The sequence below is a fragment of the Marinobacter sp. EVN1 genome (genome assembly GCF_000475375.1).
Lineage (GTDB): Bacteria > Pseudomonadota > Gammaproteobacteria > Pseudomonadales > Oleiphilaceae > Marinobacter > Marinobacter nauticus.
This window is the reverse complement of record NZ_AXCB01000045.1, coordinates 199,111-217,172: the sequence shown is the minus strand read 5'-3', so window position 1 is coordinate 217,172 and position 18,062 is coordinate 199,111. Positions and strand designations below refer to the sequence as shown.

Annotated in this window: 18 protein-coding genes; 6 read left to right on the top strand and 12 right to left on the bottom strand. The window is 60.1% G+C overall.

Annotated features, from left to right (window positions below; genetic code table 11):
• Nucleotides 1-4: 4 nt before the first annotated feature.
• Genes Q674_RS35735 through Q674_RS35715 form a run of 5 tightly spaced genes read left to right on the top strand, consistent with a single transcriptional unit; the run spans nt 5 to nt 5,256 of the window.
• Nucleotides 5-1,813: an IucA/IucC family protein gene (locus Q674_RS35735; RefSeq protein WP_227501242.1), complete on the top strand. Its 1,809-nt coding sequence runs from the start codon at nt 5-7 to the stop codon at nt 1,811-1,813.
• Entirely contained in the window at nt 1,810-3,111 is a 1,302-nt protein-coding gene (locus tag Q674_RS35730) for an AMP-binding protein (RefSeq protein WP_023009528.1), read from the top strand. Before Q674_RS35735 ends, Q674_RS35730 begins: the two co-directional genes overlap by 4 nt.
• Nucleotides 3,108-3,377: a phosphopantetheine-binding protein gene (locus Q674_RS35725; protein WP_023009527.1), complete on the top strand. Its 270-nt coding sequence runs from the start codon at nt 3,108-3,110 to the stop codon at nt 3,375-3,377. The genes Q674_RS35730 and Q674_RS35725 overlap by 4 nt, the downstream gene beginning before the upstream one ends.
• On the top strand, nt 3,374-4,384 hold the full coding sequence (locus tag Q674_RS35720; protein WP_023009526.1) for a DUF6005 family protein: 1,011 nt from the start codon (nt 3,374-3,376) through the stop codon (nt 4,382-4,384). The genes Q674_RS35725 and Q674_RS35720 overlap by 4 nt, the downstream gene beginning before the upstream one ends.
• A complete protein-coding gene (locus tag Q674_RS35715) occupies nt 4,381-5,256 on the top strand; it encodes a sugar phosphate isomerase/epimerase family protein (protein WP_023009525.1) in 876 nt (291 codons plus the stop codon). The genes Q674_RS35720 and Q674_RS35715 overlap by 4 nt, the downstream gene beginning before the upstream one ends.
• Here the strand turns inward: Q674_RS35715 and Q674_RS35710 are convergent.
• The 11 genes from Q674_RS35710 to Q674_RS35660 form a co-directional block, all read right to left on the bottom strand.
• A complete protein-coding gene (locus tag Q674_RS35710; RefSeq protein WP_023009524.1) occupies nt 5,232-5,522 on the bottom strand; it encodes a DUF2218 domain-containing protein in 291 nt (96 codons plus the stop codon). The genes Q674_RS35715 and Q674_RS35710 overlap by 25 nt on opposite strands.
• 24 nt (nt 5,523-5,546) lie before the next feature.
• Nucleotides 5,547-6,332: an ABC transporter ATP-binding protein gene (locus tag Q674_RS35705; RefSeq protein WP_023009523.1), complete on the bottom strand. Its 786-nt coding sequence runs from the start codon at nt 6,330-6,332 to the stop codon at nt 5,547-5,549.
• Nucleotides 6,329-7,426, bottom strand: a complete 1,098-nt coding sequence (locus Q674_RS35700; protein ID WP_023009522.1) for a FecCD family ABC transporter permease — start codon at nt 7,424-7,426, stop codon at nt 6,329-6,331. The genes Q674_RS35705 and Q674_RS35700 overlap by 4 nt, the downstream gene beginning before the upstream one ends.
• Entirely contained in the window at nt 7,423-8,571 is a 1,149-nt protein-coding gene (locus tag Q674_RS35695) for an ABC transporter substrate-binding protein (protein ID WP_023009521.1), read from the bottom strand. The genes Q674_RS35700 and Q674_RS35695 overlap by 4 nt, the downstream gene beginning before the upstream one ends.
• 8 nt (nt 8,572-8,579) lie before the next feature.
• On the bottom strand, nt 8,580-10,553 hold the full coding sequence (locus tag Q674_RS35690; protein WP_023009520.1) for a TonB-dependent receptor domain-containing protein: 1,974 nt from the start codon (nt 10,551-10,553) through the stop codon (nt 8,580-8,582).
• 87 nt (nt 10,554-10,640) lie between these two features.
• Complete coding sequence (locus Q674_RS35685; protein WP_023009519.1) at nt 10,641-11,990, bottom strand: sensor histidine kinase; 1,350 nt, start codon at nt 11,988-11,990, stop codon at nt 10,641-10,643.
• Nucleotides 11,987-12,691, bottom strand: coding sequence for a response regulator transcription factor (locus Q674_RS35680; protein WP_014422808.1), 705 nt, complete (start codon nt 12,689-12,691; stop codon nt 11,987-11,989). The genes Q674_RS35685 and Q674_RS35680 overlap by 4 nt, the downstream gene beginning before the upstream one ends.
• A 70-nt stretch (nt 12,692-12,761) precedes the next feature.
• Complete coding sequence (locus Q674_RS35675; protein WP_023009518.1) at nt 12,762-13,379, bottom strand: DUF4202 domain-containing protein; 618 nt, start codon at nt 13,377-13,379, stop codon at nt 12,762-12,764.
• A 109-nt stretch (nt 13,380-13,488) separates the two neighbouring features.
• A complete protein-coding gene (locus tag Q674_RS35670) occupies nt 13,489-14,106 on the bottom strand; it encodes a glutathione S-transferase family protein (RefSeq protein ID WP_023009517.1) in 618 nt (205 codons plus the stop codon).
• A gap of 77 nt (nt 14,107-14,183) precedes the next feature.
• Nucleotides 14,184-14,921 (bottom strand): alpha/beta fold hydrolase, encoded by a 738-nt coding sequence (locus tag Q674_RS35665; protein WP_023009516.1) that lies wholly within the window; start codon nt 14,919-14,921, stop codon nt 14,184-14,186.
• Between the two features lies 1 nt (nt 14,922).
• Complete coding sequence (locus Q674_RS35660) at nt 14,923-16,023, bottom strand: M14 family zinc carboxypeptidase (protein WP_023009515.1); 1,101 nt, start codon at nt 16,021-16,023, stop codon at nt 14,923-14,925.
• Nucleotides 16,024-16,167: 144 nt separating this feature from the next.
• Here Q674_RS35660 and Q674_RS35655 point away from each other — a divergent pair, with 144 nt between their 5' ends.
• Nucleotides 16,168-17,001 (top strand): substrate-binding periplasmic protein, encoded by an 834-nt coding sequence (locus Q674_RS35655; RefSeq protein WP_023009514.1) that lies wholly within the window; start codon nt 16,168-16,170, stop codon nt 16,999-17,001.
• Here the strand turns inward: Q674_RS35655 and Q674_RS35650 are convergent.
• Nucleotides 16,977-17,954, bottom strand: coding sequence for an META domain-containing protein (locus Q674_RS35650; protein ID WP_023009513.1), 978 nt, complete (start codon nt 17,952-17,954; stop codon nt 16,977-16,979). The genes Q674_RS35655 and Q674_RS35650 overlap by 25 nt on opposite strands.
• Between the last annotated feature and the right edge of the window lie 108 nt (nt 17,955-18,062).

The following is an 18,062-nucleotide window of genomic DNA, read 5'->3' as shown; positions in this document are numbered from 1 at the left end:
CCCCATGGCAGGACTGCAACCGGTGACCGCCCTGAGCGAGTTACCGGCCCAACGGGTGCTGCGGCAGCTGCTTGAAGCCCTGATGTTTGAAGGGGTGATTGCGTACCATCCGGGCGATTGCAACCGCACCGGATGGCAATGGCTGAGCTTCCAGGCTGGCAATCTGCACGGACGTTGCCGAGCCCGCATTCGGGGCTTTGGCCGACTGAGACTGGACACCAGTTCCCTGACCCTGGAGCGGCACCAGAAACCGGTGTCGCTCTCGCTGACCACGCTGGTTGCACAGCTTCCGGCAACGAACTCACAACAGCAATCTCTGTTAACGGAGCTGCTGGCCACGATCAGCAACAGTGAACGGCTGGACGCCCTGCGCAAGGCCCGGCATTCCGGAGACCGCCGGAACCTGCATGGCGAAGCTCTGGACAGCGCCCTGCACGAAGGCCACCCCTACCATCCCTGTTTCAAGAGCCGACTCGGATTCCAGGGCGATGATCTGGTGCACTATAGCCCGGAAACCAGCACCGGATTCAGACTCCATTGGGTGGCAGTTCCCCGACACAATCTGGATTCCCAGTTACCGTCTTCAGACATGGCTTTCTGGCAATCAGAACTGGGCCAGGAACAGGCTTATCTGCTACGGGCAGCATTCCACCGGGCGGGCGTTGACTGGCAACAATATGGCGCGCTGCCAACCCACCCATGGCACTGGCAGAAACTCAGCCAGGGTCCCGAGTCCGGCCGGCTTGAGGCACTGGGCATCAAATGCCTGGGGCCTCTGGGAGACCGTTACCATCCAGGGCAGTCGCTCAGGTCTCTATTCAATGCCAGCCGGCCAGCGAAAGCCTGCGTCAAACTGCCTTTGGGCATTCACAATACCTCGTCACGCCGGCATCTGGAGCCCCATTCCGTGCCATCGGCTCCTGCCATCAGCCGTTGGCTCGAGTCCATTGTCGCCGGCGATCCACTGTTTGATACCAGCTACCCACTACGTCTGCTGCCCGAATATGCCAGCCTGGGCGTTGCCGCGCGCGAAGAGCAGGGAGCAAATAATTCGGAGCTTGCGGGGGAGCTGGCCGCCATCTGGCGCGCCAGCATCGGCTCCCGGCTTCATGAGGGTGAGCAGGCCATCCCCTTAAACGCCCTGTTCCAGTGGCAACCTGACGGCATGCCCTTTATTCACCCCTGGGTGGAGCATTATGGTCTGGTCCCCTGGCTGGAGGCCACGCTCAAGGCTGTCATTCTGCCAGTCTGGCATATGCTCGCTGCCCACGGCGTCGGTCTTGAGGCTCATGCCCAGAACAGCCTTCTGGTGGCGCGCAGCGGCTGGCCCAGAGCACTGATGCTTCGGGATTTCCACGACAGCGTCGAGTACGCCCGGGACTATCTGCCCCAGACTATCCCCGAACCGAACTTCGGCCCCCGGCAGGCATTCTACGATCAGGCACCGGACAACCAGTATTACCGCATGAGCAACCCGGAAGCCCTGCGCGAGCTGGTGATGGATACCCTGTTTATCTTCAATCTCAGTGAGCTCGCGCTGGTCCTGGAAGAGGCCTACGGATTTAACGAGGCGCTGTTCTGGGATCGGGTCCGGACAATCCTGACCAATTACGCAAGACAACATTCAGATCTGAGGTCCCGGCTGGGTCGGCTGGGATGGGATCAACCACACCCGCTCACCGAGTCGCTGCTGCGCAGCAAACTTCAGCCAGACAGCGAGCAGCCTCGCCACCGGGTGCCAACCCCCCTGGCCCCGGGCCCCAACGACACCCTGATGCCCTTCATTGATCACCATCACAAGAGGTTACCGTGACTGCACCTTTGTTCTATGTCGACAACATGCCTTACACGCAACCGGACTGCGACCAGATAGTCCAGTGCCTGGAGGAGCGCCCTGAATTTCAGGAGCCGGCCGGTTGCCGATTTGCGGTCTGCCTGCAGGACACCGCCCACTGGCTGGCCCTGTGCCTCTGGCTGAAATCCCTTGGCGCCAGTGTGCTGCCCATTCATTCCGGCACCCCCTATGCTGCGGCCCGAACCCTGGCCGAGAGCACGGGCTGCACCTACCTGCTGTTTGGCGAGCAACTCCAGGAAGTCACGCCCGAAGTCATTCGCGGGAAAGCGAAGACGACCTGCGCCGAAGGCGGAGAGCTGATTCAGCTCAGCTCCGGCACCACGGGCAACCCCAAAACCATCACACGGCCCTGGAACGACATAGAACGGGAACTGGCCGCCTATGTTGCCCAGTTCACTGAGGCCATGACCTTGATACCGGTGGTCGCATGCCCGGTGACGCACTCCTACGGTCTGATCTGTGGTGTGCTGGCAGCCCTGCAACGGGGCATCGCCCCCCAGGTGGTCACCAACCTCAATCCACGTTCTATTCTTGCAAGGCTGCGCGCAGTACCCGAGCATCTGCTCTATGCCTCTCCGACCCTGGTCAGCTTGCTGATACGGATGCTGCCTGAAAACCAAAGACTGCACAGCGTCATGCTGTCCGGGGCGCCCCTGCCCGCCCCCGTGCTGGACCAGCTTCGAAACCGCTGCCTGCGCGTTTGCCAGCAATATGGCTGTTCGGAAGCCGGCTGCGTGGCGCTGAGCCCGGACGTGACTGAGCCTGGCCAACTCGGCCTGCCGTTATCGCATGTGTCAGTGCAGGCCGGGGGCTCCCCAGGGCAACCGGATGAAATCCTGATCACGGTTAAAGCCACCGGACAGCGCATTCACAGCAGGGATCTGGGCTATTTCGACCAGCAGGGTCAGCTGCATTTCCTGGCCCGCTCCGATGACACCATCAACGTTGCCGGCATCAACGTCTATCCGGGGGCCGTGGAAGACGTGTTTCTTGGCTATCCCGGGATTCGAGAGGCGGTGGCCTTCAAGCAACCGGATACCTTTGCCGGTGAGCGGGTTTGCCTGCGCTTTGTAGCAGACTCAGAAATAGACACCGACCAGCTGCGGCAATGGAGCCGGGGCCAACTGTCACCGCACCAGGTGCCGTCACTGATCGAACAGGTGGAAAGCATCAGCCGGCTCCCGAACGGCAAGGTCAGTCGCCGGCTGTTAACTGAATCCCTCAACCACAAAGATCAGCGGGAGGTGCCGGCATGAGTTCAGCCACTCCCACCCGCTATGCCATTGAAGCGGTGATTCGAAGCCATCTGCCCAACGCCCGGCTTTCGGCGTTCTCAGCGACTGCCCGCCTCAACGCCGATCTGGCTATTGACTCGATTATGCTGTTGCAGCTGATCGTACACCTGGAACTGGAATACGGCCTGCATATACCTGAAGAAGCGCTGCTGACCCATCAGCTCGAGACCGTTGAGGACCTGGAAGCGCTATTGGTCGCCACAGGCAACCCGGAGGTTTCCCTGTGATCAAAGTGCACTGTTTTGTCAGCTGTGTCTGCGAGATCATCAAACGCACCCCCGGTGTGGACCACCGCCCCTTCTACTTTGGCGTATGGGATGCGGACTTCTCGGTCAATGAGGAGCAGGTTCTGTCCTACCACTCGCCCCATACCCGGCACGACCAGTTCCGGGAGTGGTACCGGCTACTGTACGGCGTCACCATTGAATCCTGGTATAACCACCAGCAATCGAAAGAGGCCAACATCGACCGGCTGATTGAACTGCTGGAAACGCGCCCTTCCGATCGTCAGGTCATGGTCATGCTGGACCTTTACCGACTGCCAGAACGGGAAAACAAATTCCACCAGAACCCGTTTCCCCACTACGTGATGTTGGAAGCGACGGAAGATCCGGAGCAGTGGTTCATGTCGGACCCGGATTTTCGCTGGGAGGGTGTGCTGCCCAAAGACCGGATTCTGGAATCGGTCCGCTCCCCGGCCGCTGCCGGTGGCTTCTGTTTCGATGGCCTGGACATCCGGCATACGCCCGCGGAGACGGTAGCCGCTTATTTCGCCCAGTGCATGAAAGCGGAGACCAATCCGTTTACCGATGCCTTGCGGCAGATTCTGCACGCCCATATCGGTCCCGACGCCAGGCAACCACTGGCAAACCTGCCCCGGGCATTCAGGGAGATTCCAGTAATGGCGATTCGCAAGTACGCCTACGAGCACGCCTTTGCCTGGCTGCTGGAGGATCAGGGCCGCACCGCCGAGGGCGATCCGTGGTTCGAAGCGCTGTGCGAGGACATTGACCGGCTGGTGAAAACTTACACCCAGATCCAGTACCGGGCGCTGAAACTGGTGATGTCCGGTAACGCTGCCCTGCTGTCCGGGGTCGAGCAGTTGCTGGACGAGCAGGATCAGCGAGAGTTCGCCATCAAGGACAGCCTGCAGGGCCTGTTTGCAGAATGGCAGCAGCAACACCCCGACCTCACGGTCAACACCCGGACGTCCGCCCTGGAGGTATTGCCATGATTCGCTTCCACCTGTGCACCATCTCGTTCCGCCACCAGTTGGTGTCGTTACCGGAACTCGCCACCTGGGCTGGCGCCACCGGCTTTGACGGTATTGAACTCTGGGGTGTGCATGCCCGGCACCTGTTACAGCAGCCCGGACTGGATGGCCGCTGGCTGAAAAGCCAGGGACTGGCTATTCCCATGGTCAGCGACTATCTGCCGCTGGACGGTAGTGAACAGGAGGCCATCCACTACACCCGCGAACTCTGCCGGCTGGCCCGACACTGGCAGGCACCCAAACTGCGAACGTTTGCCGGCCATCAGGGCAGCGCCGAGCTCGACCAGAGGCAGCGCCAGGCCCGGACCCGACGTCTGCAGACGCTGACCCGTTGCGTCGCAGATGAAGGCCTGACCCTGGTGGTGGAAACACACCCCGGTACACTGGCCGATACGGTCGACTCTACGCTGACGTTGCTGACCGACGTGGATCACCCGGCCCTGGGTATCAACTTCGACGTCTTGCATGTCTGGGAAGCCGGAGCAGACCCAAAGCTGGCGCTGCAACAAATGGCGCCCTGGGTCAGACATTTTCACTTCAAGAATATCCGTCATCGGGATCAGCTCGGCGTATTTGCTCCGGCTAATGTCTACTCACCGGCCGGTTCCCGGCAGGGAATGGTGCCCGTGCTGGACGGTGCCTGTGACTACCGTCCGCTACTGGACACCCTGGCCGGCTGGCATCAGTCGCAAACCCATCCGGCCCCACTGGACATTTCCCTGGAGTGGTTCGGCCCGGACAGCTACCGGGTGCTATGCAGCGATCTTCACCAGTTGCGGCAAAACGTTCGCCAGAACCACGCGCAATCTCAGGCGCTGGCCGTCTGCCAGTGAACCTCATCCACCTCATCGCCGGCAAAGCGAATGAGGTGGGAAGCCACCACCTGGCCCAACTCCTCCAGCTCCGTCTCGGTGGGTGACTGGCACCGCATAAGCAACTTACCGTCTGCTGCTTCGAGCCGGCATTCACCAATGGAGAAAGTCAGCCTGCCATCGGTCCCGGTCCACTCAGCCTCAATCTTGTGGCGAAAGTGTTTGCAGAGGCGATTGATCAGGCGACCGGGATCGGTGGTGGCCACTTGGGCGTTCATGGTTGGCATGGCAGTTTCCTCGACATCAATGGGTCAATTTACACTGGCGGACAGCGGACGATCCGCCAGCACAATGGGGTGTCCCCGGGAGCATCGCTCGATGCGGGCCTCGATACCATAGGTTCTGGCCAACAGTTTCGGCGTCAGCACCTGTGCCGGTGTGCCCAGCACGGCCTGCCCCCCCGGGGACAGTACCAGAATCTGGTCGCAATAGCGCAGGGCCAGATTGAGATCGTGGCTGGCCACCAGAGCAATGGCGCCGGTCCGGCTGGTGGCATCACGTACCGCGTTGAGCACATTCAGCTGCCAATGCAAGTCCAGGGCGCTGGTAGGCTCATCCAGCAGCATCAATGGCGTCTGGCGTACCAGAACCTGGGCCAGCCCTACCATCTGGCGCTGACCACCAGACATTTCCGACAGTCGCCGAAGCGCCAGTTGCCGGATACCCAGGGTGTCGAAAATCTCTTCGATCGCCAGCTCGGTCTCTTCCCGGGACCAGTCGCCGCGGGCAGAGCGGCAGGCGCTGAACACAGTTTCGTATGCCACCAGGGGAATGGCCTGGGGCAGAGGTTGGGGCAGGTAGCCGACACGACGAATGCGCTGGTGGGCAGTAATCGCCGCCAGATTCTCCCCGGCAAAGGTCATGGTGCCGGCAATCGGCAGCAGACCGGCGATGGATTTCAGCAGCGTGGACTTACCCACAGCATTAGGGCCAACCACGGCCACCAGTGAGCCCGCGGGTATCTCGGGCAGGGTAAGTCCGGTGAAGACGGATCGGTTCCGGTAGCCGGCGGTCACGGATTGCAGCTTCAGGGTCACAACGCGGCCCTCCTGCTGCGGCCAATGATCAGGGTGATGAACAGCGGGATACCTACCAGGGCGGTCACAATCCCCACCGGCAATACCACGCCCGGCACCAGTAACTTGCTGGCAATGGATGACAACGACAGCAGAACGGCCCCGGCCAGGGCGCTGCCCGGCAACAGAAAGCGATGATCTTCACCCAGCATCAAACGGGCGATGTGGGGCGCCACCAGGCCGATAAACCCGATTTCGCCAACGAAACACATGGCCGCCGCCGTCAACAGACTGACCCGCATCAACACCACCAGGCGCATGCGCTCCACCCGGATGCCCAGACTGCGGGCCTGCTCCTCACCACTGCGCAGCAGGGTCATAGCCCAGGCATTGCGAAGGGAAAACGGCAGGCACAGCGCAAGCACCAGGGCGACAATGGCCACTTTGTCCAGACTGGCCCGAGCCAGGCTACCCATGGTCCAGAACACAATCTGCTGAACCGACTCGGCATCGGCCATGAACTGGATCAGGCCCACCACTGCGTTGATGCCGAATAACAGGGCAATACCAAACAGCACCACCGCATGCACCGAGGCCCCCAGAGTGCGTGACAATACCAGAATCAGCAGCGAGGCGGCTGCGGCAAATACAAACGCAGACAGAGGCAGCAATACATGGGCCGCCAATCCCAATACCGAGATATTGAAGGCAATCACCAGGGACGCCCCCAGGGTGGCAGCCGCACCGACGCCCAGGGTAAACGGGCTGGCCAGCGGATTATTCAGTACCGTCTGCATCTCCGCCCCGGCAAGGCCAAGGCAAGCGCCGACCACCACCGCCATCAACGCGTAGGGCAGTCGGATATCCTCAATGATCACGCGGGTGCCGGCATCGATACCCTCAGGGTTGAGTAGCCCTCTGAACACATCCAGCAACCCCAGCATCGACGGCCCGCTGGCAATGTCCACCAGCAGTGCCGCCAACGCCGCGAGGGTCAACCCTCCCAGGCACAACACCCGGCGCCAGACAAAACGCCGATAGTCATCGGCCAGCGAGGACGCCCTGGTGTCAGACGATTTCAACCCTGCATCTTGCCTGTACTGCACGGGCGTCATTTCTGCGCCTCCCCGGCTGTCACCCAATAGACTCCGTCAAGCGGCACTGGCTGGAATCGCCGGTAGAATTCCGCCAGGGTCGCACCTGGATCCAGCTCACCAAACGCTGCCGGATGGAACCACCGGGCCAGAGCCTGGACCGCCACCACGTTCATAGGCGTGTTGTAGAAGTGGTGCCAGATAGCCATGGTCCGCCCCTCTCGAATGGGTTTTACCGCTCGCAGCCCAGGACGATCAGTGGCCCGGACAAGGGACGCCCTGGCCGTCTGCTCATCAATACCGGCCCCGAGCATCACGTAAGCATGGTCGGTTTCGGACGCCTGATACCGTCGGGAGCCAATGGCGGTGGCTACGTAACGCCGGGGCGGCTCACTGATCAGATATTCCAGATTGAGCACACCACTGACCCCGGGAACCCGGCCTTGCGCCACATTCTTACCGCCAGCAGCCTCGATGAAGTGCCCCATCATCCCCTCCACCATGGTCTCACAGCAGTTGTCATGCCGACCCAGACGACTGTGCAGGAACACGCTGGGCCAGTCGCTTCGCGGAATCTCGGCCACCACGCCGGTGACCCGGGCAAGCTGTTGCTGGTAGAACCGGTTGAAGACCTCGGCCTCATCCTGACGCCCGAGAACTTCGCCCAGAACAGCCATGCTCCTGGGTGTATTGACCAGAGGATCCTGCCGAAAATCGATAAACACCACTGCCACGCCCGCTCGCTGCAGGCTATCAATCAGTGCCCGGTTATGGGCACCGGGACCGTGGCCCTCGAGACTGAAGATGGCCAGGTCTGCCCCCATGGCAAGCACACTTTCCAGACTGAAACTGTCAGCCGAGGTGTGCCCCACCCGGGGAATATCCGCCAGTGACGGGAAAGCTTTCAGATACTGCGCATAGCCGCCCGGATCCGTCATTTCGAAATCCGGTAACAGCCCGGCAAGACGGTCAGGCAGGTGCTCTCCCTCCAGTATGGCAAGGGCCGGAATGTAGCGGCTCTCTCCCAGGATCACTCGCTCGACACGGTCCGGCAGCTTTACTGTCCGCCCCGCCAGATCGGTAACCGTGTCCGCCGCCAGGGAGAGCTCAGCCAGTAAACAGAAAACGCCGCCCATCAGGGCGGCTGTGATTTGGTAACGCAACATCACGGGCCTCAGAACCGCATGGCCAGGCCAACACGGATGTCCCGCCCCGGCTCCGGCATGCCAACGATTCCCTCAAAGTCCTCAATATGCTGGTAATCGGCATTGCTGGCATGAGCCAGGTACTGCTTGTCGCCGACGTTCTTGATGGTCAGACTCAGCCGCAGATCCTCATTGCCGGTGGGTAACCAGTGCAGAAACAGGTCGTGCACGCCGTATCCGGGCTTGTCGATGGTGCCAACAGAGGTGTCCAGATTATCGATACCCTCAACAAACCGGCCCTGCCAGCCAAACTCCAGGTTTCGATCCCAGCGGTACGCCAGGTCCGCAATCCAGGTATCTCCCATGGTGTTACCCAGCAGATTGTGCTCGTACACCGTCAACGGCTGGCCATCCACTTCGGCATCGTTACTGTGGAAGCTCAGTCCGGCGGAAAGTGCCTGCCATTGGTAACCGGCCGAGATCAGATAGCCGTCAGACTCGAGATCACCGATGTTCTTGTAGATGGATTCCCGGAACGGCAGCAACGGATCAGCAATGGCGTCCTTGATTTCAGAACGGTACACCTCGGCCGACAGCCGGAAAGTCTCGTAGCGGTAATCGAAACCGACCTCGGTATTCCGGGCTTTTTCGCCTTTCAGATCCGGATCGTTTTCAGAACCTTCCAGCTTGAAGGCGTCCTGAGTGGTTGGCCCCCGGAAGGCTTCGGCATAACCAGCTTTCAGGGTGAGACCGTCCACCACCTCCCAGGCCAGGTTGGCATTCGGGCTGACCTCGTCTTCACTGAAGCGCTGATCATCGTTGTCCTTGAGCCGGTAGTCGTCATAACGGGCGCCGGCACTGAACAGCAGACGGCTGGTGAGCCATAGATCGCCCTGCAGGTAAACGCCCAGCACTTCACCGGTCTGTTGCTCGGCCCGCTTGTCCTCCTGATACCCCGCGTTCACCTTGTCCTCACGATAATCAACACCGTAGGTCAGGCTGTGCTCGCCAAAACGACTGGTATTACGAAGGTCGCCGCCGATGTTCCGGCTAAACCCGAAGTAACGGCCCCAGCGATCCTCAACGTTCTGTTCGATGTCAGACTCGGTGTGGTAAACGGTTGCCTCAAGATCCACCAGGGCATTGCCTGCAGGAGCGTATCCGTAGTTGAGGGTAGTGGTGTCCCGTCGGCCATCCAGTTCGTAAAGGCGATTGAAACTACTGACAACCCATTGTGGACGCTGGGGCCGTTCCCCCTCATCGGTACGTACTTCATGACTGAGCTTGATAGTCTGATCGGCCGGCAACTGGCCCACCAGTTTCGCAAACCCCAGCTGCTGACGGGCATCACTGCCGGCAATACGGTCGCCACTGCCATCCTTGAACGGCTCGTGGTCACTCTGGCTGACAGACACCAGAGTGCTCCAGTTATCACTCAGCCGACCAAAGGCCGTGCCACTGGCCTTGTAGCCATCGGTGTTGGAGAAAGAGCCGAATTTAACCAGGGCCCCGGCGCTTTCGCCTGGCCGCAACAAATCGTCCGGATCCTTGGTAACAAAGCGGATTGATCCGCCCAGGGCGCCTGCTCCTTCGGTGGCCCGGCCAGCCCCGGCATTGACTTCAACCTGCTTGAGCAACTCCGGCTCCACCGACAGTCGACCGGAGTGATGGAACAGTGCCCCAGCCTGGGTGGCACCATCCACGGATACGTTCAAAAGCGGGTCTTCAAAGCCTCGGACATAAACTTTCTGGGCGATGCTGTTGGACCCACCAACGCTCACGTCTGGCTGGCCCGCAAAGACGTCTTCCAGATCGTCCGCCTGGAAACGCTCTATGGTCTCTGCATCGACCACAGTATCGGCGTCCGCCTCACGGTCTGCGGTTACCTGAATAGGATCCAGGGAAACCGGCTGTGCATGAGCCAGGGGTGCTGCCACCAGCGCCAGCCAGAGGGTGTTGCGACGAAAGCGCCGGGGTTGTTTCATCGGTGAGGAATTTGCCATCACGACCGCACTCCATTATGCAAATGATTCGTATTTGGAGTGCATTCTCGATAACTTGTGTCGCGAAGTGAACCAGTTTTACATTTGTTACATCCGGACTGCAGGCAACCACAAATGCATCGCCAGACCACCGTTCCCCGCAAGATTACAGGCCCGGATTCGCCCCCCTATGGCATCCAGATGCCGGCTTGCCAGCGCTAACCCCAGGCCATGGCCAGACGGCACACTTTCCCGGATCCGTGTGGCACGGAAAAACGGCCGGAAGATCGCCTCCAGTTGCTCGGCCGGAACCCCCGGCCCGTCGTCCTCCACCGACAGCCGGTACCCACCGGCTTCCTCCTGCAGCCGTATCATTACCGTGCCACCGGCCGGCGTATACTTGCAGGCATTACGGACCACATTTTCAATGGCCTGTGCCAACGCCCGATGACTGGTACCCCGAATCTCCGCCTGTTCCGGAAGCTCGGTCCTGATATGATGCTCCGGGTACTCGTAGCGGGCGTCTTCCGCAATGGTATCCACCAGATCGGTCAGATCCAGATCCTCCTGGTTGAGCTCCGGCTGCTCGTTCTCCAGCCAGGCCAGGGTCAGGGTGTCCTCCACCAGGGCGCGCATCAGATCGCACTCCCGCCGTATCCGGGGCAGGAAATGCTGGGTATCGATCCCTTCCTCTACGCAACTGATGGCCATATCAATCCGGGTCAGGGGCGTTCGCAGCTCATGGGAGAGATCTGAGATCAACCGGCGCTGGGACTGGATCAGATCGCCGATCCGCTCAGCCATCTGGTCAAAGGTCTCTGCCAGCGCCGTCAGTTCGTCATTTCTGTTACCTAGCAGAGCCCTGGCTCTGGCGCCCAGATTACCCTCACTGAACTGACGGGTTGCCAGTTCCAGCTGGCGAACGGGATTCATCAGGTGCCGGTAAATCACCAGACACAATGCCAGCAGCACCGTCAGTGGCAGGGCAACTTTCAGGAATAGCCGCGCCTCCGGCAGGTAAGCGCCCGGCCGCATACGCTGAGGCAGGGTAATCAGGAAATGGGTGTGGCCATCGGCGAAGGTAAGATCCATGATCGGGTTTTCGGTGAAATACAGATGGATCTTCCATTCCACGTTGCGTCCAAGCCGAAAACCCTCCTGAAACTGTGAGGACAGTTCACTGCCAGCCAGCGGCTGTATCTCGGACCGAACCACCGCCGCCCAGGTGTTTTCGTCCCGTTGCAGCTGCTCCAGCCAGCGGGCAAGGGCCTGTTCGTCGCCGGCCAGGTACAGACGCTCTGCTGTGTGCCCCCAGTCTTTCAGGGTCTCCTGATGCTTGCGAGCAATAAAACTCATCTGCTGTTCAGTAGTGGCCCCCAGAAAGGAGATCACCCAGAACAACACCAGCGTTCCCAGCGCCAGGGTGCCTGACAGCTTCCACCACAAACGACGATTCACTGGAAGCAATACCCCTTGCCATGCACTGTCTGCAATCGGTCACCGGCAACGCCGGCTTCCACCAACTTGCGACGCACCCGGCTCAGGTGCATGTCCAGGCTTCGATCGTAGCGACTGAACTCTTTCTCCAGCACCACCTGGTAGAGATAGGGTTTGCTCAACGCTTCGCTCTGATGCAGCACCAGAATCCAGAGCAGGCGAAACTGGATGGGAGTCAGCGAGACCGGATTACCCTGAAAGCTGACGGTCATGGCATGACGATCAAGCTTCAACTCACCGGCAGCCAGTGCGGCAGGGTCTGCGCGCTGATCGGTTTCGCCCAGGGTGCGTCGCAGCAACGCCTCAATTCGCAACAGCAATTCGGTGAAACTGAAAGGTTTTGGCACATAGTCATCGGCCCCCTGCTGATACCCCATAATGCGCTCTTGCTCGGCACCACAGGCGGTCAGCATCATGACCGGGGTCTGGCGGGTTTTACGGAGTTTCTCCAGGAATTCGAAGCCGTTCATGCGCGGCAGCAGCACATCCAGAAGAATCAGATCCAGCCGCTGCCCCATAGCGGTGATCAGTGCCTGATCGCCCTCGTAGCTCTGCACCACCTGGTAGCCCCGGGACGCCAGTAATCCGGACAGCTGATCACTGAGGGACTGATCGTCTTCGACAATCAGGATTTTCGGATTTCGGTCGGCCAGTGTCGCCATGGTTTGCCATCCATTGCCAAATGATAATGCATATCATATGCAACTAATGGCAGTAGCTCAAGTGCAGGATTCACTCAGCGGGTGCGGCAAGAGCCTCCTGCAGCAACGCCAACAGGTGAGCGGGCATGCCCTCGGCCAGCTTCAGAGCGGCACTGTGGCCACGAGGTGTCATTTTTCCCCAGGTCCGGCGCACAATGCGCAGCCATTTTTCCTTGTCGTAATCCGGGTTGTCTTCAAAGAATTGCGCAAAATAGCGCTCCAGAAACACCATACACGCCACATCTTCCAGCAACTGGGTGTCTTCGTCTTCCCGCAGTTTACGCTTGGTCAGAATAGTTTCGACCCGTTCGCACTCCGCTTTCGGGTAGCCGCAAGCCGCCATGATCTCCGCTGCCCGGCGACCATGCATGCGGCCGCAGGCCTGACGCCATTGATAGTAATTCTTGCGGCCCTCACCATAGTCACTACGGGGCATGGTCCAGCGCTCGACATGCTGGGCCCGACAGGCAATCTGCATGCGCTCGGAAGGTTCCGGCTCCAGCTCAAACAGCCAGCGGGTCATGTGCAGACTGTAGGCGAATTCCCTGGGAAGGGATTCACCATCTACTTCCTCGCGGTTGGGATCCTGCTGGTTTGCCTGGTCGATGGCATTAATCGCACATTCCAGATTGGCACTGTTGCTCATCATTCAGTCCTTCAAGTCGCACGGCTCGCTCCTGGCGCCCCCGTGTGAACAAGGCGCGCCGTTCCATCAAGCGATACTATCAGCCAGCCGGACTACAGGTCACCGGCAAACTTCAGACCTGCGCCGAAGGCCGCGCCTTGATCCGGTCGAACCAGGCTTGCAGATGCTCCTGTTCCGGCTTGATACGGATATTGACCACCCGGGCAAAGGCCACGGTGGTGAAGGCGTTGATGTCGGCGGCGGTGAACCGGTCACAGCACAGGTATTCCTTGCCCTCGAGCTGCTTGTTCAGGAAATGCATGAATTTCTCGACGCCCTGGCCGCACTCCTCCCCCCACTCCTTGATGGGGTTCATCCGATCCTTGAAATAGCCGGTGGTGTGCTGAAAGCACATGCCGGTGGGCATCATGAAATAGAATTCAATCCAGCGCAGCCACTGCTCCACCAGGGCTTTCTCCAGCGGTGATTCACCCAACAGACTGGGCGTATCCGGATAGCTTTCCTCAAAATAGCGGCAGATGGCCATGGTTTCGGCAACGCAGGTGCCGTCCTCCAGTTCCAGCACCGGCACTTTCTTCATCGGGTTGCGGGCAACAAAGTCCGGGCTCAGGTTCTCCCCTTTTTCAATATCCACCTGCACCAGTTCAATCTGGTCCAGCAAGCCTTTCTCGGCCAGGAACATGCGCACTCGGCGTGGGTTGGGGGCGGTTCGGGTTTCGAAGAGTTTCATCTTGTTATTGGCTCCGTTCACTCGTTGAATTGACGCCAATGAGCGTGACCGCAAAAAACAGTTGCGTCAAGCAACCGCTATTGACCAGGCAACCACTGTTCCATCTGCCGGATGATCCACCCGGGTTCATCCAGCGGCAGGTCGTGCCCGGCATCCGGATGCAGCCGAAGCGTCCAGCACCAACGCCGTTCCAGCTCGGCGCTGCAATGCCAGTGCACAATACGGTCACCCTTGCTCGCCAGCAGCAGAGCGTCTGCCATGGGCCGCTGCGGCAAGGGCTGAAACCGGGCTGCCGCCCGCAACTGATTGAACGCCGTACGATAGTTGACCGGGCGCTGGCGCTGGATGCTGTACCAGGCTTTGCACAAAGACAGTGGAATCTCTCGATTGGACGTCAGGCGCAGAATATCCCGCTCCCGGTGAAACAGCTCTCGACGGGCCAGTAGCTGAGTCACGCGCGGCCAGGCCAGCGGGCGCATGCGCTTCCAGAACGGGCTGAAACCGGAACTGGTGTTGACCAGAACCAGGTGCTGCAGCTCCCCGGGTTCGGCATGCTGGGCCCAGTCAAGGGCCACCATACCGCCCATGGACAACGCCAACAGGCTGAACGGCCTGGGTATATGATTGACCTGCTCACAGACGCGCCTGCGAATCTCAGGGATAGTGCCGGGAGAATCCTCGCGGAACAGTGTGCCGGTGCCCGGCAGATCAATGGTGTGGAACCGGTGTTCCGGAAAGGCCGAGCGAAGCTGTGCCGGGAAATCGCCCCAATGGCCCTGCTCCCGGGTAAGGCCTCTCAGAAGGATCCAGTGCATGTCATCGGCTATCCCTGTACCAGTGCATAATGGCAGCTTCCCTCAGCATGGACTCTTCATCCGCCCCCGGCAACCAGTTCTCATGACTGGCAGCGGCGTTCAACAGGAAATCAATCCACGGCATGTGACTGCGCAACACCCGTTGGTGTCGGTGCGGAACCAGTGGGTTGAAGAAGCCTTCCAGCCGAAACAGCTGACGCGGGCGTTTACGAATCCAGCGCCAGGATCCCATTTCCAGGGTGAGCGGCAGGAAAACTCCGTCGCTGGTTCGGTTAACCTGTTTGTAAAAGTAGTCCCATAGATCACCATGGGTCAGATAGTGGGCAGATTGCGGCTCAAACCGGTACGTGTGATTGGGGTAGGCCTGTTCCCAGATCAGCTTGAGCGCCATGACCGAGCCAATACGGCGCATGGGCCGGCGGCGATAGGCGTAGGGAAACCAGATCTGATCCTGCCAGCCAAACCCGGAGTGACAATCCAGCGCCAGGCTGAATGGACGGCCCGGGAGCAGTTCCCGGATCACCGACTCGAGGGCCAGGTTCTCGGCTTCCATCCCCTGCTCGGGATCACCGGTATACCAGGGCAAGCGTGGTGAAAGCCGCTGCCCTCCCAACAGGAAGGCACTGCGATCCTGGGCCGTGATCGGCGCATTACGCATCAGATCAACCCCGTTCGGATTGCTGCGCTGGTTCAGGTACATGCCGCCCGGGTTCAGCATGGGCAGAAGCGTGATATGCACCCGCTCCAGAAGCGTCTGTACGCTGTCATCCCAGGCCAGGCGGGCCAGAAAAGAAGACAGCCACGCCATCACCACCTGCGTGCCGATACGCTCAAGCCCATGAACTCCGCCAATCAGCATAACAACGGGCGCATCCTTGCGGTCGGTGCCCAGGTCGACCCGATAGACCGGCAGTTCAAGATCGCGAACGCTCACCCGGGACAGCACGGAACTGGAGACACCTTCCGGCGCCTCCGCCAGCAGCCGCTCGAGCTGGATCAGCTCCGGCAGGAAAGTGCGAAGCCTTCGTTTCTGGCCTTTGTCCCGGCGGGCTTGCTCCGCTGGTATCACCGCGTGGGGCGTCAATGCTTTCAGTTCGGTCATTTCAGGCTCTCTGGCAACGGCTGCTGACAGTGTGCGCCAGGAATGCTTCAGTCCGTTGACAGTGCCGAACCTGTTATTGCAAATAGTATGCAAGGGTATACTATGAAAATGCACCTTCGCAGATTACCGTGACCCGGTTCGCTCATGCCCAGATTCCCGTTGCTCATCCTGGCCCTGTTGATGGCCGCCTGCTCACCCGATGAGGCTACAGAACCAGGACGACATGAAGCCACGGAAAGCGCCACGCGCCAGCAACCTGCCCCCCACCCTGATCAACACCGGATCATTCTCGCCGCCGACCCCTGGTGCCCCCATAACTGCCGGGCTGGTGCGCCGGAGGAAGGTTATATGGTGGATATTGCGCGGGAGATTTTTGCCGCATCCGGCTTTGACGTTGAGTACAGAAACTATGGCTGGGCCCGTTCCCTGAGCCTGGCCCGGGAGAACCGGATTGATGGCGTTATCGGCGCCCTGAAAGGCGACGCCCCGGACTTTGTCTTTCCGGAGCGCCCCATGGGCACCGCCCGTATCGGCTTGTACACGCATCCGGAGAGTCAATGGCAATACCGGGGGCTGGAGTCGCTTAACGGAAAAACCCTGCTGGTGATCAACGGTTACTCCTACTCTCCGGAGCTGGATCGTTATATTGCAGACTATACCGATGATCCCGAACGAGTGTGGGTCCTCTCCGGAGCAGCGCCCCTCGGGCGAGCCCTCAGACTACTGGCACAGGAACGTACCGATACCTTCGCCGAAGACCAGGCGGTCATGAGCTGGTTTTTGCGGGAGCATTCAGGATATCCACCTCCAAGACTGGCCGGGATCGCCCACCAGGCCCCCGTCTACATCGCCTTCTCGGCTGGCAACTCAAGATCGGAGGAACTGGCCAGACTACTGGATGCAGGTCTGACCAGGCTGGCTAAAACTGGCCGTCTGGACGTGATCAAGGCGTCCTACGGGCTTTCCACCTCAGACTGAAAAGCCTTTATGGTATCGCCAGCGGGTGTTTGCAGCAGCAATTCACCATGCCGGCCGATCCGGCCATCCGTTACCTCTTCCAGCAGCTCCAGGAAACGCCTTTCCTGATTCATCAACGCCGGCGCACAGGCCATCATGGTGGTGGCCTGGAGACTGAAGGACAGCCCTTCTCCCGTCAGGTTATAACTTCCCATATAGCGATTACAGGAAGCCCGGCCAGCTACCCGGTTGTCCGCCAGAAACCTCAGGGTCATTCTGGAGCGGTCAATAATGCCGGCACCGGCAAGGTCTTCCACCACCCATTCGGCACCCCGGAACAGTCGCTGACGATCCCCGCCACAACCCTCAAACGTCTCATCGCCGAGTGTCAGACGCACCTGAGCCGGATACTGAGCACCGGCCATCTGGTCTTCACACAACTGATGAGCGATCCGCACTTCCATCCGCTCGTCACCCAGCGTGGCTTCATAGGCGCGACCATGACGATTGGCAAGAATCTCGTTCAGGCGGATATCTTCGGTGACTTGCTGGTCGTAAGGACGGGTCAGCCGCATCTGGCCATTCTCGATGACAACAGACCAGAACGGTTCCGTGCCTATCCCACGAAACGAGGATTCAATGGCGCCCGGCTCCAGGCACTCGGGAAGCGTCTCGCCACGCAGGCTCAGCGTTGCCCGCTCCCCCTTGCTCCAGAACCGGGTATCCGGGTCGCCGGGCGCGACAAACAAGGCGCCGGAGGCGCTCTCGGCCGGCTTGAGCAGAACCCGGCGATTCAGGTATTCCAGCCCTACCAGTTCGTCGTCACCGGAGCTGGTGACCGTAACTTCGAGCTGGCCACACTGGTAACGGCCAAACTCCGACAGGCCCGTTTTCGTCGGGCTGGAGACACAGGCACTGATCAGTGCACCCGCAAGAACCACGACAGACAGCGATACACCTTGTCGCAAAAACATGAACACATCCTCTGTTGTTCCAGACTACAAGTCGCCATTGTAGAGATTCCATCCTGGATTCACCACGATCGAGGCAAAGCGCTGAGGCAGAAGCGTATCTGTGTCACG

Bases quoted from the DNA above. Each gene is read 5' to 3' on its own strand.
- Q674_RS35695 (WP_023009521.1), bottom strand. From the start codon at position 8,571: ATGTTGCGTTACCAAATCACAGCCGCCCTGATGGGCGGCGTTTTCTGT.
- Q674_RS35660 (WP_023009515.1), bottom strand. From the start codon at position 16,023: ATGACCGAACTGAAAGCATTGACGCCCCACGCGGTGATACCAGCGGAG.
- Q674_RS35690 (WP_023009520.1), bottom strand. From the start codon at position 10,553: ATGGCAAATTCCTCACCGATGAAACAACCCCGGCGCTTTCGTCGCAAC.
- Q674_RS35700 (WP_023009522.1), bottom strand. From the start codon at position 7,426: ATGACGCCCGTGCAGTACAGGCAAGATGCAGGGTTGAAATCGTCTGAC.
- Q674_RS35710 (WP_023009524.1), bottom strand. From the start codon at position 5,522: ATGCCAACCATGAACGCCCAAGTGGCCACCACCGATCCCGGTCGCCTG.
- Q674_RS35665 (WP_023009516.1), bottom strand. From the start codon at position 14,921: ATGCACTGGATCCTTCTGAGAGGCCTTACCCGGGAGCAGGGCCATTGG.
- Q674_RS35725 (WP_023009527.1), top strand. From the start codon at position 3,108: ATGAGTTCAGCCACTCCCACCCGCTATGCCATTGAAGCGGTGATTCGA.
- Q674_RS35715 (WP_023009525.1), top strand. From the start codon at position 4,381: ATGATTCGCTTCCACCTGTGCACCATCTCGTTCCGCCACCAGTTGGTG.
- Q674_RS35650 (WP_023009513.1), bottom strand. From the start codon at position 17,954: ATGTTTTTGCGACAAGGTGTATCGCTGTCTGTCGTGGTTCTTGCGGGT.
- Q674_RS35735 (WP_227501242.1), top strand. From the start codon at position 5: ATGGCAGGACTGCAACCGGTGACCGCCCTGAGCGAGTTACCGGCCCAA.
- Q674_RS35655 (WP_023009514.1), top strand. From the start codon at position 16,168: ATGCCCAGATTCCCGTTGCTCATCCTGGCCCTGTTGATGGCCGCCTGC.
- Q674_RS35670 (WP_023009517.1), bottom strand. From the start codon at position 14,106: ATGAAACTCTTCGAAACCCGAACCGCCCCCAACCCACGCCGAGTGCGC.
- Q674_RS35680 (WP_014422808.1), bottom strand. From the start codon at position 12,691: ATGGCGACACTGGCCGACCGAAATCCGAAAATCCTGATTGTCGAAGAC.
- Q674_RS35675 (WP_023009518.1), bottom strand. From the start codon at position 13,379: ATGATGAGCAACAGTGCCAATCTGGAATGTGCGATTAATGCCATCGAC.